The organism is Pseudomonas sp. 5P_3.1_Bac2, from assembly GCF_025465995.1.
Classification (GTDB): domain Bacteria; phylum Pseudomonadota; class Gammaproteobacteria; order Pseudomonadales; family Pseudomonadaceae; genus Aquipseudomonas.
In genome coordinates, this window is record NZ_JANLNY010000022.1 from 266,681 (window position 1) to 281,164 (window position 14,484).

A 14,484-nucleotide genomic window follows, 5' to 3' on the forward strand; every position below is an offset into this window, starting at 1 on the left:
CAAATGCATGAAGATCAATGCAGCGACGGTTTCGGCGCGGCAACCTCTGCCTTGGCGTTTTCGCTAAACAGCAGCAAAGGCGCCACACGCAGGTATTCCATTACTTCCATGTAGTCACTCTCACCTTCGTCCGACTCATCCAGAGCATCTTGGATGTGGGCGATGGCTGACAGATCTTGCAAAACTTCCATGGCTTCGGCGCTCAGGGCGCTGTCGCGGGCAATCAGCCCGAAGCCAGCGAGAAAGCCTTGGCACCATTGGCCCAACGCAGCGGTGCGCTCAGCCAGCGGCGCATCATCGTTAGGCAACAGCAGAACCACGGCGATATCGCCACCGGACAGTTCATTCTTGACCATCTCCTGCAGGCCGATCAGCGCTTGGCGCACGTTGTCTTCGGCTGGAGCCGACAGCAGGTCGGCGGCGTCCTGCAGCCAAGGCTCGGGCTCGAAGCCTGCGCCGGCGCAACTACGGCCCAGCAGCAAGCCATGCAGCTCAGCAGGGGAAACGGTGTGGCCACTGCTGTTGAGCAGGGCAGCAAAGGCGGTGTAAGGCGAATTCGAAGTGGGCATATGAGCTAGGCGCAAGACCGCGCAATGACTAGAATGGAGGCCTTGTATCCTAGCACCGGCAGACGCACCAAGACTAATCATGGTGCGCGACAGTTGCGCCTACTCACCCCACCCACCGCTGCTGCGCCGCGTACCGGCTTAGCGGATATTGGTATGTCGCGGTGCGGTCTTGCACACTATAGGGGCCGCAATTAGACATGAGCGATGGCCCACATAACGCCCCAGACAGTATTTGATACTGTTGTAGAACACTGAAAGACGCTATTTTTCGACCATCAGCCCGCTCACACACCCACGAGTAGAGAATCCATGGAAGATGCCGATCTGCATGCCCTTACGGCTAAGTTGGAGTTACTGATCCAGCGTGTCGAGCAGCTCAAGGCGCAAAATCGACTGCTTCTGGCGAGTGAAAAAGCATGGCGCGAAGAGCGCGCCCATCTTATTGAAAAGAACGAAATGGCCCGGCATAAGGTCGAATCCATGATTTCGCGCCTCAAAGCCCTGGAGCAGGACTAATGACTCAGTCGAACACCCTTACCGTCCAGATCATGGACAAAGAATATTGCATCGCCTGCCCGAGCGATCAACGCACTAACCTGGAAAGCGCTGCCCGCTATCTGGACGGCAAAATGCGTGAGATTCGTTCCAGCGGTAAGGTGATCGGGGCTGATCGTGTCGCCGTGATGGCCGCACTGAATATCGCCCACGATTTATTGCACAAACAGCAGCACGCCGAACAACAAGCCGGAGCCACACAGGATCAGGTACGTAGCCTGCTCAACCGCGTCGATAACGCGCTCAGCAACGACAGCGATGACTAATAGCGGCTGACCCACCCGACACCATCGGGTATACTGCCGGCGCTCCCTGGAGTGTGCGCCAGTTGGTGATGTCCCTGAGCCGATACGCACAAACCCGGGGGTTACAAGTGGAGCAGGTGTGCATGTCCGCCTGACGGAAAGCCTTAACGCTCCCTGTAACCTCCACCTTGAACTCTTCGGGTTCAAGGGCTAAACCGACAGCGGCACGTCGGGGAGTCCTCAGATTCTCACCGCTTACTGCCACAGTAAGCGCCAGTGGCCCAGCCGATGCTCGACACTACCCCCGCCCCCTTAAGCCGTGCCCAACTACGCCGCCAATTGCGCGCTCAGCGCCGTGCCTTAAGCCCCAGTGCCCAGCGCCAAGCCGCCCAAAAGCTGTATCGACAACTGGCGCAGCATCCATTATTCCGCCGCGCGCGCCATATCGCGCTGTATTTAGCCAACGACGGCGAGATCGATCCACACCTGCTGCTGCGCGCCGCGCAAAAGCGCGGTAAGGCCACGTACCTGCCACTGCTTAATCGCTGGCCGCGCACGCACATGGCCTTCCAACGCATCCGTCCCGGTGAGCGCCTGCAAGCGAACCGCTTTGGCATTCTTGAGCCACGCCCTAACCGCGCCCAGCAACGGCCGGTATGGAGCCTGGATTTAGTCTTGCTGCCGCTGGTGGGTTTTGATCGCCATGGAGGGCGCTTAGGAATGGGCGGGGGCTTTTATGATCGCAGCCTGGCGTATCGCAGCAGGCGCAAAAATTGGCAGAAACCGACGCTTTTGGGCCTAGCCCATGAATGCCAGCAGGTGCCGCATTTGGCCATGGCCAGTTGGGATGTGCCGCTGCAAGGGACGGTGACGGATGGCGGCTGGTATTGAATTAAACAGAGGGGCGAAGTGACTGTTGCAAAAGTGCCGCGCTCCCTGCGGCACCCTGAGTATTATCTGTCGCTGCTCTGCTGGACCGCCGTCACCTCAACGTTACGCTCCCATAAACTCTGGGTGTAACCCGTGGTAACCACGCCCAAACCAAACAGCACCAGCAATATCATCAACATATCTGGTTTACGCTTCATTCCACTCCCCTATTTGGTGCATCGCACGGTGTGACCGCTGCGTTATTTTTATAGATCCCTTTGGGTGCTCGCCCCGCAAAACTGGAACGAAGCAAACTGACCGCTAAGGGACTTAAACTTAGGAGCAAAGTTCATGCCTTATTGGCTAATGAAATCAGAACCCGACGAGCTCTCCATCCGCGACCTGCGCCACCGGCAAACAGCCCGCTGGGATGGGGTACGTAATTACCAAGCACGCAACTTTGTGCGCAGCATGCAGCCCGGCGATTTGTTCTTTTTTTATCACTCCAGTTGCCCCGAGCCGGGGATAGCCGGCATCGGCGAGATTATCAGTGCGCACTACCCTGACCCCACCGCGCTGCAAGCCGACAGCCACTACTTTGATCCTAAAGCCAGCGCAGAGAAGAACCCCTGGAGTGCCACCGACGTAGGCTTTAATCGCCTGTTCGAGCGGGTCATCCCCTTGAGCCGCCTGAAAACCCAGAGCGCTCTCAGCGGCTTGGCCTTAGTGCAAAAAGGCAGTCGCTTGTCGGTGATGCCGGTCAGCGCAGAAGAGTGGGCCGCGATCCTGGCGTTGGCCTAGGCGCCTTACTGAATGATCAGGTTATTGAACAGCAAGTCCTCAACCAGCGGCTGACCTTCTTCGCCAGTCAGCACTGCTTGCACCTGTTTCAGCGCCTCCACGCGCAAGGTCTCGCGGGCTTCTGGTGCGGCCATGGCGGCTTCGGTTTGCTGCGAAAAGAGCATTACCAACTGGTTGCGGATCAAGGGTTCGTGGTGCTTAACCTTGTCTTCGTTGTCCTTGCCGGTCACGCGCAAGGACAAGTCGGCCTTAAAGAACTTCAGCCGTGCGCCCTCCCCAAAGTTACCCACCAGCGCCGGAGCTAAGGTGACGTAGGCCACCTGTGGCACGCCCTCTTGCTCCTCGGCGCTTTGCGAAGCGTGGGCGGTCAGCATCACAGAGCAGGACAACAGCAGGCTAATCAGGGCTTTCACTAGAAGATCCTCAGCAATTTGCGCCTAAGCATAGCTATTGCAGCGCCAGTACCCAAGTCCCAAGCTTATGCCATGGCATCAGGCATCAGTATGCTCGTTGACCCCCTTCCCCCCCCATCTACACTGCAGAACCACCCATCGCAGAGGAAACGCCCGATGAAAGCTGTGCTGTGCAAAGCCTTCGGCCCCGCCGATAGCCTGGTTCTGGAAGAAACCGCCGCGCCTGTGGCCAAAGCCAACGAAGTGCTGCTGGACGTGCACGCCGCTGGGGTGAATTTCCCGGACAGCCTGATTATCGAGGGCAAATACCAGTTCAAACCGAACTTGCCGTTTTCCCCTGGCGGCGAAGCAGCAGGAGTGATCAGCGCGGTGGGGGAGAAAGTCAGCCACTTAAAAGTCGGCCAACGGGTCATGGCCCTCACCGGCTGGGGCAGCTTTGCCGAGCAGGTCGCCGTGCCGGCCTACAACGTGCTGCCCATGCCTGAAAGCATGGACTTCACCACCGCCGCAGCCTTTGGCATGACCTACGGCACATCCATGCATGCCCTCAAGCAACGAGCCCACTTGCAGCCCGGCGAAACCCTGCTGGTGCTCGGCGCCTCTGGTGGCGTCGGCCTGGCCGCTGTGGAGATCGGCAAAGCCTTGGGCGCCACGGTGATTGCCGCCGCCAGCAGCGCTGAAAAACTCGAGGTGGCGCGTAAAGCCGGCGCCGACCATCTGCTCAATTACAGCGAAGAAAACCTCAAGGACGCACTGAAGACCCTGACCAATGGCCAAGGTGTGGATGTGGTTTATGACCCAGTCGGCGGCGAGCTGCTGGAGCCGGCGTTTCGCAATATGGCCTGGAACGGTCGCTATCTGGTGGTGGGATTTGCCGCTGGCGGTGGCATCCCCGCGCTGCCGGCGAACCTGCCACTGCTTAAAGGCGCGGCGCTGGTCGGGGTGTTCTGGGGCTCCTTCGCTCAGCGCCAACCGCAGGACAACGCGGCCAACTTCCAGCAGCTGTTTGCCTGGCACGCTGAAGGCAAGATCAAGCCCTTGGTGTCGCAAACCTTCGCCCTCGCGCAAGCCAGCGACGCGATCACCACCCTGACCCAGCGCAAGGCGGTGGGCAAACTGGTGGTCAACGTCCGCTAGTCCCGCCCCCGGCTAACGCGGCAGCACCCAGCTGCCGCGTTAGCGGCTAATTGCACATTGATCGCCTGACCCTACTGCTCCCCTGCCGAAACAGGTAGTGTTGCCGCCGCGCACTGGATTGCGCTGGAGACGACTAGGGAGTTGGTCATGTTTGCACTGTTTCGCCCCGCACCCCATCAACCCGCAGTACCTGCCGAACAAGTCGACCGCGACTATCGGCGCCTGCGCTGGCAGATCTTCGCCGGGATATTTATCGGTTACGCCGGCTATTACCTGCTGCGCAAAAACTTTTCCCTGGCCATGCCCTACCTCATCGATGAGGGTTATAGCCGTGGCCAGCTGGGCCTGGCCATGTCGGCTATTGCCATCGCCTACGGCCTGTCGAAATTCATCATGGGCCTGGTGTCTGACCGCTCCAACCCCCGGGTTTTCTTGCCCTTTGGCTTGCTGGTGTCGGCCGGCGTGATGCTGCTGATGGGCTTCAGCCATTGGGCCACGTCCAGCGTGGCGATCATGTTTGTGCTGCTGTTTATCAATGGCTGGGCGCAAGGCATGGGCTGGCCACCGAGCGGGCGGACCATGGTGCATTGGTGGTCGCAGAAAGAGCGCGGCAGCGTGGTGTCGGTGTGGAACGTGGCGCATAACGTCGGCGGCGGCCTGATCGGCCCGCTGTTTTTGCTCGGCCTGTTTTGGTTTGCCGACTGGCGTTCGGCGTTTTATCTGCCGGCGTTTGTCGCCATCGCCGTAGCCTTGTTTGCCTATGTGTGCATGCGCGACACCCCGCAGTCCTGCGGTTTGCCGCCGGTTGAGCAGTATAAAAACGACTACCCCGAAGGCTACAACGAGCAACACGAGCAAGAGCTGTCGGCCAAGGAGATCTTTGTCACCTACGTGCTGCGCAACAAGCTGTTGTGGTACATCGCCTTAGCCAACGTGTTTGTTTACCTGCTGCGCTATGGCGTGCTCGATTGGGCGCCTACGTACTTGAAGGAAGCCAAAGGCTTTACCGTGGATAAGTCGTCTTGGGCTTACTTCCTCTACGAGTGGGCCGGCATACCCGGCACCCTGCTGTGCGGTTGGCTCTCGGACAAGCTGTTCAAGGGCAACCGGGGCGCCACCGGCGTGGTGTTTATGCTGCTGGTGACCGTTGGCACTCTGGTGTACTGGCTCAACCCAGCAGGCAACCCCAGCGTGGATATGGCGGCGCTGATCATGATCGGCTTTTTGATCTACGGCCCGGTGATGCTGATTGGCTTGCAGGCGCTTGAACTGGTGCCGAAGAAAGCCGCGGGCACGGCGGCAGGCTTTACCGGGCTGTTCGGCTACCTGGGCGGATCAGTGGCGGCCAGTGCCTTGGTTGGCTACACGGTGGATCACTTCGGCTGGGATGGCGGCTTTAAGCTGATGCTGGGCGCCTGCGTGCTGGCCATTCTCTGCCTGAGCCTGACCTTAGGTAAAAAACCTGCCGCCACTTAAGCGGCGGCAGGGCTTGCCTCAGGCCCGTGGCGCGTAGGCGAAGACGTCGGCACGCATTTGATGCGCATCCATGCCGGCGTCCACCAGCGCATCTAGGGTGGCATACACCATCGCTGGCGAGCCGCTGGCATACACATGCAGCGCCTTGAGGTCAGGAAAGTCCTCACGCACCGCCTCATGCAACAGGCCGAAACGCCCGCTCCACGCGCACTCATCACTGACCACCTGATGCAGGAACAGATTGGGCAGCTGTTGCCACTGCGACCAATGCGCCAGCGCGTAGAAGTCTTCCGGACGCCGGGCACCCCAGTACAGATGCACCGGATGACTAAAGCCAGCCGCGCGGCAGTGCTCGATCAAACTCTGCATCTGCGCCATGCCGGTCCCCGCCGCCAGCAGCACCAGCGGGCCATCAGGCAGCTCAGCCAAGTGAGTATCGCCAAACGGCAGCTTGACCCTGACGGTCGGCTGACTGCGCAGTTGCGCCATCAGTTCGAGAGTCTTGTCATCGCGGGCCAGTACATGCAGCTCCAGTTCGCGGCCACTGTGCGGCGCCGAGGCCAGGGAGAACGCCGCATAGTCCTCGGCGCTACGCTGCAGCAGCAGATACTGGCCGGCGTGATAACGCGGCAGCTTGCCCGCCGGCGCCTGCAGGCGCACGCGCAGCACATCGCCACCGACCTCATCACAGCCCAAGACTCGGCAGGCCAGCTCGCGCACCGGCAACTCACCGGGGGCCAGCACACCATCCCAGTGCACCACACAGTCTTGCAGCGGCTGAGCCAGACAGGTGAACAGCTCGCCGTGATCCAACTCAACGCCGTCTTGCAGCACGCGGCCCTCAACCAGCAGCGCCGCGCAGATATGGCAATTGCCGTTACGGCAGCTTTGCGGGCAGTCGTAACCTAAGCGCCGCGCCGCATCGAGGATGCGCTCGTGGGGCTGGACCTCAAGGACCGCACCTGAAGGATTCAGGGTGACTTTCATCAATCAATTCCCAACTCTGACCACAGCTCATCCACCCGCTGCTTCACCGCTGGGTCCTGCACAATCACCCGACCCCATTCGCGAGTGGTCTCGCCCGGCCACTTGTGGGTGGCATCCAGGCCCATTTTCGAGCCGAGGCCAGAGATCGGCGAGGCGAAGTCCAGATAGTCGATTGGCGTGTTATCGATCATCACCGTGTCGCGCTTGGGGTCCATGCGCGTGGTGATGGCCCAGATCACATCGTTCCAGTCGCGGGCGTTGATGTCGTCATCGGTGACGATGACAAACTTGGTGTACATGAATTGCCGCAGGAACGACCACACCCCAAGCATCACGCGCTTGGCGTGGCCGGGGTACTGCTTCTTCATGGTCACCACCGCCATGCGGTAGGAGCAGCCTTCCGGGGGCAGGTAGAAGTCCGTGATTTCCGGGAACTGCTTCTGCAGGATCGGCACAAACACTTCGTTCAGCGCCACCCCGAGAATCGCCGGCTCATCCGGTGGCCGGCCAGTGTAAGTGCTGTGGTAGATCGGCTTGTGCCGGCGGGTGATGCGTTCCACGGTAAACACCGGGAAGCGGTCCACCTCGTTGTAGTAGCCGGTGTGATCGCCGTATGGGCCTTCGTCGGCCATCTCGCCCTGGTGAATCACCCCCTCCAGCACGATCTCGGCACTGGCCGGCACTTGCAGGTCGCTGCCACGGGCTTTGACCAATTCGGTTTTATGCCCGCGCAAGAGCCCCGCAAAGGCATATTCGGACAGGCTGTCCGGCACCGGCGTCACCGCGCCGAGAATGGTCGCCGGATCAGCACCCAGCGCCACGGCCACCGGGTACGGCTTACCGGGGAATTTCTCGCACCACTCGCGGTAATCCAGAGCGCCGCCACGATGGCTGAGCCAACGCATGATGACCTTGTTCCGCCCGATCACCTGCTGGCGATAAATGCCGAGGTTTTGCCGCTCTTTATTCGGCCCCTTGGTGATGGTCAGGCCCCAGGTGATCAGCGGGCCGACATCGCCCGGCCAGCAGGTTTGCACCGGCAGCTTACTGAGGTCGACGTCATCGCCCTCCTCGATCACTTCCTGGCAAGGCGCATCTTTGAGCACCTTGGGCGCCATGTTGATGACCTTCTTGAAGATCGGCAGCTTGCTCCAGGCATCTTTCAAGCCCTTAGGCGGCTCCGGCTCTTTGAGGAAGGCCAGCAGCTTGCCGATTTCGCGCAGCTCGCTGACCTCTTCCGCGCCCATGCCCAAGGCCACACGCTTAGGTGTGCCAAACAGGTTGCCGAGCACCGGCATATCGAAGCCCGTGGGGTTCTCAAAGAGCAGCGCCGGCCCGCCTTTACGCAGGGTGCGGTCACAGATTTCGGTCATTTCCAACACCGGCGACACCGGCGTTTGAATGCGCTTGAGTTCACCGCGCGCTTCTAGCTCGCGGATAAAATCGCGCAGGTCGCGATACTGCATAAAGATGCCTCGGTTGGGGCGCAAGCCACTGGGCCGGCCAGTTTAGCCACATCGCCACAGGTACTAAATGGCCACTCGGTAGATGCACAAAAGCCGGTATTACCCGGCTTTGGTGGCAGCAAGCTCAGCAATCCTAGCCAGGCTAGTCGCTTACTTACGCTTCATCGACTGGAAGAACTCGTCGTTGGTCTTAGTCGCTTTGAGCTTATCGGTGAGGAACTCGATGGCTGCAATTTCATCCATCGGGTGCAGCAACTTACGCAGAATCCACATACGTTGCAGCTCGTCATCAGCCGTCAGCAACTCTTCGCGGCGAGTACCGGCGCGGTTGATGTTGATGGCCGGGAACACACGCTTCTCAGCGATACGACGGTCCAGCGGCAGCTCCATGTTGCCAGTGCCTTTGAACTCTTCGTAGATCACTTCATCCATCTTCGAGCCGGTTTCCACCAGCGCGGTCGCGATGATGGTCAGCGAACCGCCTTCTTCGATGTTACGTGCCGCACCGAAGAAACGCTTAGGCTTCTCCAGAGCGTGGGCATCGACACCACCGGTCAGTACCTTGCCGGAGCTTGGAATCACGGTGTTGTAGGCACGCGCCAGACGGGTGATGGAGTCGAGCAGAATGACCACGTCTTTCTTGTGCTCAACCAGGCGCTTGGCCTTCTCGATCACCATCTCAGCCACTTGCACGTGACGGGTTGGCGGCTCGTCGAAGGTCGAAGCCACCACTTCGCCGCGCACGGTGCGCTGCATTTCGGTCACTTCTTCTGGGCGCTCGTCGATCAGCAGAACGATCAGGTGGCACTCAGGGTTATTGCGCGCGATGTTAGCTGCGATGTTCTGCAGCATGATGGTCTTACCGGCTTTCGGCGGCGCCACGATCAGGCCGCGCTGGCCTTTACCGATCGGTGCACACAGGTCGATAACACGACCGGTGATGTCCTCAGTGGAACCGTTACCGGCTTCCATCAGCAGGCGCTTGTTCGGGAACAACGGCGTCAGGTTCTCGAACAGAATTTTGTTCTTGGCGTTTTCCGGGCGGTCATAGTTGATGGTGTCAACTTTGAGCAGGGCGAAATAACGCTCGCCCTCTTTCGGCGGGCGAATCTTGCCAACAATGGTGTCGCCAGTGCGCAGGTTGAAACGGCGGATCTGGCTCGGCGAGACATAAATGTCATCTGGGCCAGCGAGGTACGAGGCATCCGCGGAGCGGAGAAAGCCGAAACCGTCCTGGAGAATCTCCAGCACGCCATCACCGGAGATTTCCTCACCGCTTTTTGCATGTTTCTTTAACAGCGAGAAAATCACGTCCTGCTTGCGCGAACGAGCCATGTTTTCCAGGCCCAGTTGTTCAGCGAGTTCCAGCAGTTCGGTAATCGGCTTTTGCTTGAGTTCGGTCAGATTCATAGGAATGACGTAATCATTGAAGGAGGGAAATAAGCTGTTGAGCTTGGAAGGCCGTACCGAGAGACCGGCTGGGCGCCTGCTTGTTTATCGAAAGATTCGAATAGGAATGCGTCGGCGACGGCATGCAGAAGGCTGTATAGGAAATACAGCGAGACCGAATGTAACACCGCACGAATTGATACGTCCAGCATCCGGACATAAAAAAGCCCCGCAAATTGCGAGGCTCTTAACACTCAACAACGCTTAGATATTAGCGTCGAGGAATGCGGCAAGTTGCGACTTGGACAGTGCGCCAACTTTAGTCGCTTCAACGCTGCCGTTCTTGAACAGCATCAGCGTTGGGATACCACGCACGCCAAACTTTGGCGGAGTCTCTTGGTTCTCATCGATGTTCAGTTTGCACACTTTCAGCTTGCCCTGGTACGTCTGAGCAATCTCATCCAGTACCGGTGCAATCATTTTGCACGGGCCGCACCACTCAGCCCAATAGTCGACCAGTACCGGGCCGTCGGCCTGGATCACATCCTGATCGAAGCTGGCATCGCTGACATTGGTGATGAATTCGCTCATGGAAAATCTCCGGTTAAGGAAGCAAAAGATGGGCGCCATCATATCCCGGCTTGCCACGCACAGGAAGGCGCCGGTAATTGAGCTTATCTATGGGCCAAGATCAAAAAGGTCTTAGCACGGCGCTTTCGTGAATTTATCGGACGACCGGCTAACGGGCAGACGCCTGCCCAGGTGTCTGCCAGGGCAGAGTAAGCCCCTGCGACATTAGTTTGCGTTGGCGGGGCTGCACGATCATGGCAGGATGGCGCGATTCAGCCCTGAGAATCTTTCTTTATGCCGCCTACCCCCGCCCAGTCTTTCCCGTTGATCGCCGCCATCGACCTAGGCTCTAACAGCTTCCATATGGTCGTGGCCAAGGCTGATCACGGGGAGATCCGCATCCTCGAACGCCTGGGTGAAAAGGTGCAGTTGGCAGCCGGTATCGATGAAAATCGTCTGCTCAGTGAAGAAGCCATCAACCGTGGCCTGGAATGCATCAGCCGCTTTGCCCAGATGACCGCCAGCCTGCCGGCCGGTGCCGTGCGCGCGGTAGGCACTAACGCCCTGCGTGAAGCCCGCAACCGCGCCGAGTTTATCCGCCGCGCCGAAGAAATCCTCGGCCATCAAGTGGAGGTCATTTCCGGCCGCGAAGAAGCTCGCCTGATTTATCTGGGCGTGTCGCACAGCATCGCCGACACGCCGGGCAAGCGTCTGGTAGCGGACATTGGCGGCGGCAGCACCGAATTCATCATCGGCCAACGCTTTGAGCCGCTGCTGCGCGAAAGCCTGCAAATGGGCTGTGTGAGCTACAGCCAGCGCTTCTTTAAAGACGGCAAAATCACCCCGGCCCGCTACGCCCAAGCCTACACCGCTGCGCGCCTGGAGCTGATGGGCATTGAGCACGCACTGCGCCGCCACGGCTGGGAGGATGCCGTGGGCGCCTCCGGCACCATCAAGGCCATTGGTTTGACCATCAAGGCCGCTGGCCTAGGCTCCGGCGAAATCAATCTGGAAGGGCTGGCCTGGCTGAAACGCAAGGTTTTCAAGCTGGGCGACGTCGAGAAACTCGACCTCGACGGCATCAAGCCTGATCGCCGGGCGATCTTCCCGGCGGGTTTGGCCATTCTGGAGGCGATCTTTGACGCCTGCGAATTGACCACCATGAGTCACTCCGAAGGCGCACTGCGCGAAGGCGTGCTGTATGACCTGCTCGGTCGCCACCAGCATGAGGACGTCCGTGAACGCACGCTCAGCTCGCTGATGGAGCGTTATCACGTCGATCAGGAGCAGGCTGCTCGCGTCGAAAGCAAAGCCCTGTCCGCGCTGGATAAAGTCGCCGCAGACTGGCAACTGGAAGATGAAAGCTACCGCGAGCTGCTCAGCTGGGCCGCGCGCATTCATGAAGTGGGCATGGACATCGCTCACTACCACTACCATAAACACGGCGCCTATCTGATCGAGCACTCGGATCTGGCCGGTTTCTCGCGCAAGGACCAACAGATGCTGGCCCTGCTGGTGCGTGGCCATCGGCGCAATATTCCCAAAGATAAGTTCGCAGATTTCGGGGCTGAAGGCGTCAAGCTGGTGCGCCTGTGCGTGCTACTGCGCTTCGCCATCCTCTTTCACCACATCCGTGGCATCCACGAAATGCCCAAGGTGCAACTGCGCGCTCAAGGGCAAAAGCTGCTACTGCAATTCCCTGACGGCTGGCTGGAGAGCAACCCGCTTACCCAGGCGGACTTCACCCAGGAAGCGGAATGGCTCAAGCGCACCGGTATCGAGCTCAGCGTACGCTGATTACCGGCGCGGTTAGTTTTTCCAACAGGCCAGCCTGCGCGCTGCGCGGGTTCTGGTTGCCACTGGGGCTGCAACGCACATAGTCACCATCCGGTTGCAGCACCCAAGCTTGGGTGTTGTCGGTGAGGTAGCTTTCCAGCTCCTTCTTAACCCGGGTCACCAGCTTTTTGCCTTCCACCGGGAAGCAGGTCTCGACGCGCTTATCGAGGTTACGTTCCATCCAGTCGGCACTCGACAGGTAGATTTTCTCTTCGCCGTCATTGAGGAAGTAGAACACCCGGGTGTGTTCCAGGAAGCGGCCGACAATCGAGCGCACCTGAATGTTATGCGACACCCCGACGATACCCGGACGCAGGCAGCACATGCCGCGCACGACCAAGTCGATACGCACCCCAGTTTGGCTGGCCTTGTACAACGCTTTGATGATCTTCGGATCGGTCAGGGAGTTGAACTTGGCGATGATATGGGCCGGCTTGCCCTCAGCCGCCAGGGCGGTTTCCCGGGCGATCATATCCAGCAGGGTCTTCTTCAGGGTAAAGGGCGCATGCAAAAGCTTCTTCATGCGCAGGGTTTTACCCATGCCGATCAACTGGCTGAACAGCTTGGCCACGTCTTCGCCCAAAGCCACGTCTGCGGTGAGCAGGCTGTAGTCGGTGTACAGCCGCGCGTTGCCGGCGTGGTAGTTACCGGTGCCTAAGTGGGCGTAACGGACGATCTCGCCGTTTTCTCGGCGCAGAATCAGCATCATCTTGGCGTGGGTTTTAAACCCGACCACGCCGTAAATCACCACTGCACCGGCGGCCTGCAGACGGCTGGCCAGTTGCAGGTTGGATTCCTCGTCAAAGCGCGCGCGCAGCTCGATCACCGCAGTGACTTCCTTACCGCTGCGGGCCGCATCGACCAGCGCATCGACAATCTCCGAGTTGGCCCCGGAGCGGTACAGCGTCTGCTTGATCGCCAGCACTTGTGGGTCTTTCGCCGCTTGACGCAGCAGATCGACCACCGGGGTGAAGGACTCAAACGGATGCAGCAGAAGGATGTCCTGCTTGCTCACCTGATTGAAGATGTTTTCGGCGTTCTGCAAGATCTTCGGGATCACCGGAGTGAACGGCTTGTACTGCAGCTCCGGATGGCTTTCCAAGCCAGTGATGCTGAACAAACGCGTCAGGTTGACCGGGCCGTTCACCCGATACAGCTCGCTCTCGCTCAGGTTGAACTGCTTCAGCAAGTAATCCAGCAGCGGCTGCGGGCAGCTCTCAACCACTTCCAGGCGCACCGCATCACCGTAACGGCGGCTGAACAGCTCGCCACGCAGGGCGCGGGCCAAGTCTTCGACATCTTCGGTATCCACCGAGAGGTCAGCGTTACGGGTCAGGCGGAACTGGTAGCACCCCTTGACCTTCATGCCTTGGAACAAGTCATCGGCATGGGCGTGGATCATCGAGGACAGGAATACATAGTTATCCCCAGGCCCACCGACATCCTCCGGCACCTTGATGATACGCGGCAGCAAGCGCGGCGCCGGGATGATCGCCAGACCGGAGTCACGACCAAAGGCGTCGACACCTTCGAGCTCGACGATAAAGTTGAGGCTCTTGTTCACCAGCAGCGGGAATGGATGGGTTGGGTCCAGGCCAATCGGCGTGATGATCGGCGCAATCTCGTCGCGGAAGTAACGACGCACCCAGGCCTTGAGCTTGGTGGTCCAAAACCTGCGGCGGATAAAGTTGATGTTGTGCTTGGCCAGTTCCGGGAACAGGGTGTCGTTGAGGATCGCGTACTGACGTACAACCTGCTCATGCACCAATTCAGAAATACGTGTCAGCGCCTGATGCGGCTGTAAGCCATCAGCGCCGGCTTGTTCGCGGGCGAAGTTGATTTGCTTCTTCAGCCCCGCTACGCGGATCTCAAAGAACTCATCGAGGTTGCTGGAAAAAATCAGCAGGAACTTCAAGCGTTCCAGCAACGGATAGGACTCATCCAGCGCCTGCTCCAGCACGCGGATATTGAATTGCAGTTGCGACAACTCGCGGTGGATGTACAGGCTGCTGTCATCCAGGTTGGTCACCGGCGCCGGCGCTGGGGTGGGCGTCGCGACAACCGCCGGCTCTACGGCTGGCTCGGGTTCGAGCACTGGCGCGAGCGCGGCCTCATCCACAGGTGCTGGGGCTTCTGGCAATTCAGTGTTGCTGAGTCCTTCGGTGTTCAT

At 59.4% G+C, this 14,484-nt stretch carries 15 protein-coding genes and 1 other RNA gene; 8 read left to right on the forward strand and 8 right to left on the reverse strand.

Translation table 11 applies throughout. The features are described from left to right. Positions 1 to 14: 14 nt before the first annotated feature. Positions 15 to 569: a YecA family protein gene (locus NTD81_RS12675; protein WP_262182834.1), complete on the reverse strand. Its 555-nt coding sequence runs from the start codon at positions 567 to 569 to the stop codon at positions 15 to 17. 309 nt (positions 570 to 878) lie between these two features. On the opposite strand from NTD81_RS12675, the gene NTD81_RS12680 reads away from it, so the two are divergent. The 4 genes from NTD81_RS12680 to NTD81_RS12695 all read left to right on the forward strand — a co-directional run bounded on the left by NTD81_RS12680 (position 879) and on the right by NTD81_RS12695 (position 2,260). Continuing rightward, a complete protein-coding gene (locus tag NTD81_RS12680) occupies positions 879 to 1,085 on the forward strand; it encodes a TIGR02449 family protein (RefSeq protein WP_262182835.1) in 207 nt (68 codons plus the stop codon). Then, complete coding sequence (locus tag NTD81_RS12685) at positions 1,085 to 1,390, forward strand: cell division protein ZapA (protein ID WP_262182836.1); 306 nt, start codon at positions 1,085 to 1,087, stop codon at positions 1,388 to 1,390. The genes NTD81_RS12680 and NTD81_RS12685 overlap by 1 nt, the downstream gene beginning before the upstream one ends. Before the next feature lie 40 nt (positions 1,391 to 1,430). Then, positions 1,431 to 1,609, forward strand: a non-coding RNA gene (ssrS, locus tag NTD81_RS12690) — 6S RNA. 48 nt (positions 1,610 to 1,657) lie between these two features. Further along, entirely contained in the window at positions 1,658 to 2,260 is a 603-nt protein-coding gene (locus tag NTD81_RS12695; protein WP_262182837.1) for a 5-formyltetrahydrofolate cyclo-ligase, read from the forward strand. Between the two features lie 62 nt (positions 2,261 to 2,322). On the opposite strand, the gene NTD81_RS12700 is transcribed toward NTD81_RS12695, so the two are convergent. After that, positions 2,323 to 2,457 carry a hypothetical protein gene (locus NTD81_RS12700; protein WP_262182838.1) on the reverse strand — a complete coding sequence of 45 codons (135 nt, stop codon included), beginning with the start codon at positions 2,455 to 2,457 and terminating at the stop codon, positions 2,323 to 2,325. Positions 2,458 to 2,590: 133 nt separating this feature from the next. Between NTD81_RS12700 and NTD81_RS12705 the strand changes: the two genes are divergently transcribed. Then, positions 2,591 to 3,040, forward strand: a complete 450-nt coding sequence (locus NTD81_RS12705) for an EVE domain-containing protein (RefSeq protein ID WP_262182839.1) — start codon at positions 2,591 to 2,593, stop codon at positions 3,038 to 3,040. A gap of 5 nt (positions 3,041 to 3,045) precedes the next feature. Here the strand turns inward: NTD81_RS12705 and NTD81_RS12710 are convergent, their stop codons facing one another. Next, positions 3,046 to 3,453, reverse strand: a complete 408-nt coding sequence (locus tag NTD81_RS12710) for a flagellar basal body-associated protein FliL (protein WP_262182840.1) — start codon at positions 3,451 to 3,453, stop codon at positions 3,046 to 3,048. 156 nt (positions 3,454 to 3,609) lie between these two features. On the opposite strand from NTD81_RS12710, the gene NTD81_RS12715 reads away from it, so the two are divergent. Continuing rightward, positions 3,610 to 4,590 (forward strand): NADPH:quinone oxidoreductase family protein, encoded by a 981-nt coding sequence (locus NTD81_RS12715; protein ID WP_262182841.1) that lies wholly within the window; start codon positions 3,610 to 3,612, stop codon positions 4,588 to 4,590. 147 nt (positions 4,591 to 4,737) lie between these two features. Next, the gene (gene glpT, locus NTD81_RS12720; RefSeq protein ID WP_262182842.1) at positions 4,738 to 6,066 is read left to right on the forward strand and encodes a glycerol-3-phosphate transporter; all 1,329 of its coding nucleotides are present in this window, start codon (positions 4,738 to 4,740) and stop codon (positions 6,064 to 6,066) included. Between the two features lie 18 nt (positions 6,067 to 6,084). Here glpT and NTD81_RS12725 read toward each other — a convergent pair whose 3' ends face one another. The 4 genes from NTD81_RS12725 to trxA form a co-directional block, all read right to left on the reverse strand. Next, positions 6,085 to 7,053 carry a CDP-6-deoxy-delta-3,4-glucoseen reductase gene (locus NTD81_RS12725; RefSeq protein WP_262182843.1) on the reverse strand — a complete coding sequence of 323 codons (969 nt, stop codon included), beginning with the start codon at positions 7,051 to 7,053 and terminating at the stop codon, positions 6,085 to 6,087. Then, the gene (gene ubiD / locus NTD81_RS12730; protein ID WP_262182844.1) at positions 7,053 to 8,519 is read right to left on the reverse strand and encodes a 4-hydroxy-3-polyprenylbenzoate decarboxylase; all 1,467 of its coding nucleotides are present in this window, start codon (positions 8,517 to 8,519) and stop codon (positions 7,053 to 7,055) included. The genes NTD81_RS12725 and ubiD overlap by 1 nt, the downstream gene beginning before the upstream one ends. Positions 8,520 to 8,669: 150 nt before the next feature. Then, entirely contained in the window at positions 8,670 to 9,929 is a 1,260-nt protein-coding gene (gene rho / locus NTD81_RS12735) for a transcription termination factor Rho (RefSeq protein WP_262182845.1), read from the reverse strand. A gap of 243 nt (positions 9,930 to 10,172) precedes the next feature. Then, the gene (trxA, locus tag NTD81_RS12740) at positions 10,173 to 10,499 is read right to left on the reverse strand and encodes a thioredoxin TrxA (RefSeq protein WP_262182846.1); all 327 of its coding nucleotides are present in this window, start codon (positions 10,497 to 10,499) and stop codon (positions 10,173 to 10,175) included. Positions 10,500 to 10,772: 273 nt separating this feature from the next. Between trxA and ppx the strand changes: the two genes are divergently transcribed. After that, positions 10,773 to 12,275, forward strand: coding sequence for an exopolyphosphatase (ppx, locus tag NTD81_RS12745; protein ID WP_262182847.1), 1,503 nt, complete (start codon positions 10,773 to 10,775; stop codon positions 12,273 to 12,275). Here ppx and ppk1 read toward each other — a convergent pair. After that, positions 12,262 to 14,484: a polyphosphate kinase 1 gene (ppk1, locus tag NTD81_RS12750; protein WP_262182848.1), complete on the reverse strand. Its 2,223-nt coding sequence runs from the start codon at positions 14,482 to 14,484 to the stop codon at positions 12,262 to 12,264. The genes ppx and ppk1 overlap by 14 nt on opposite strands.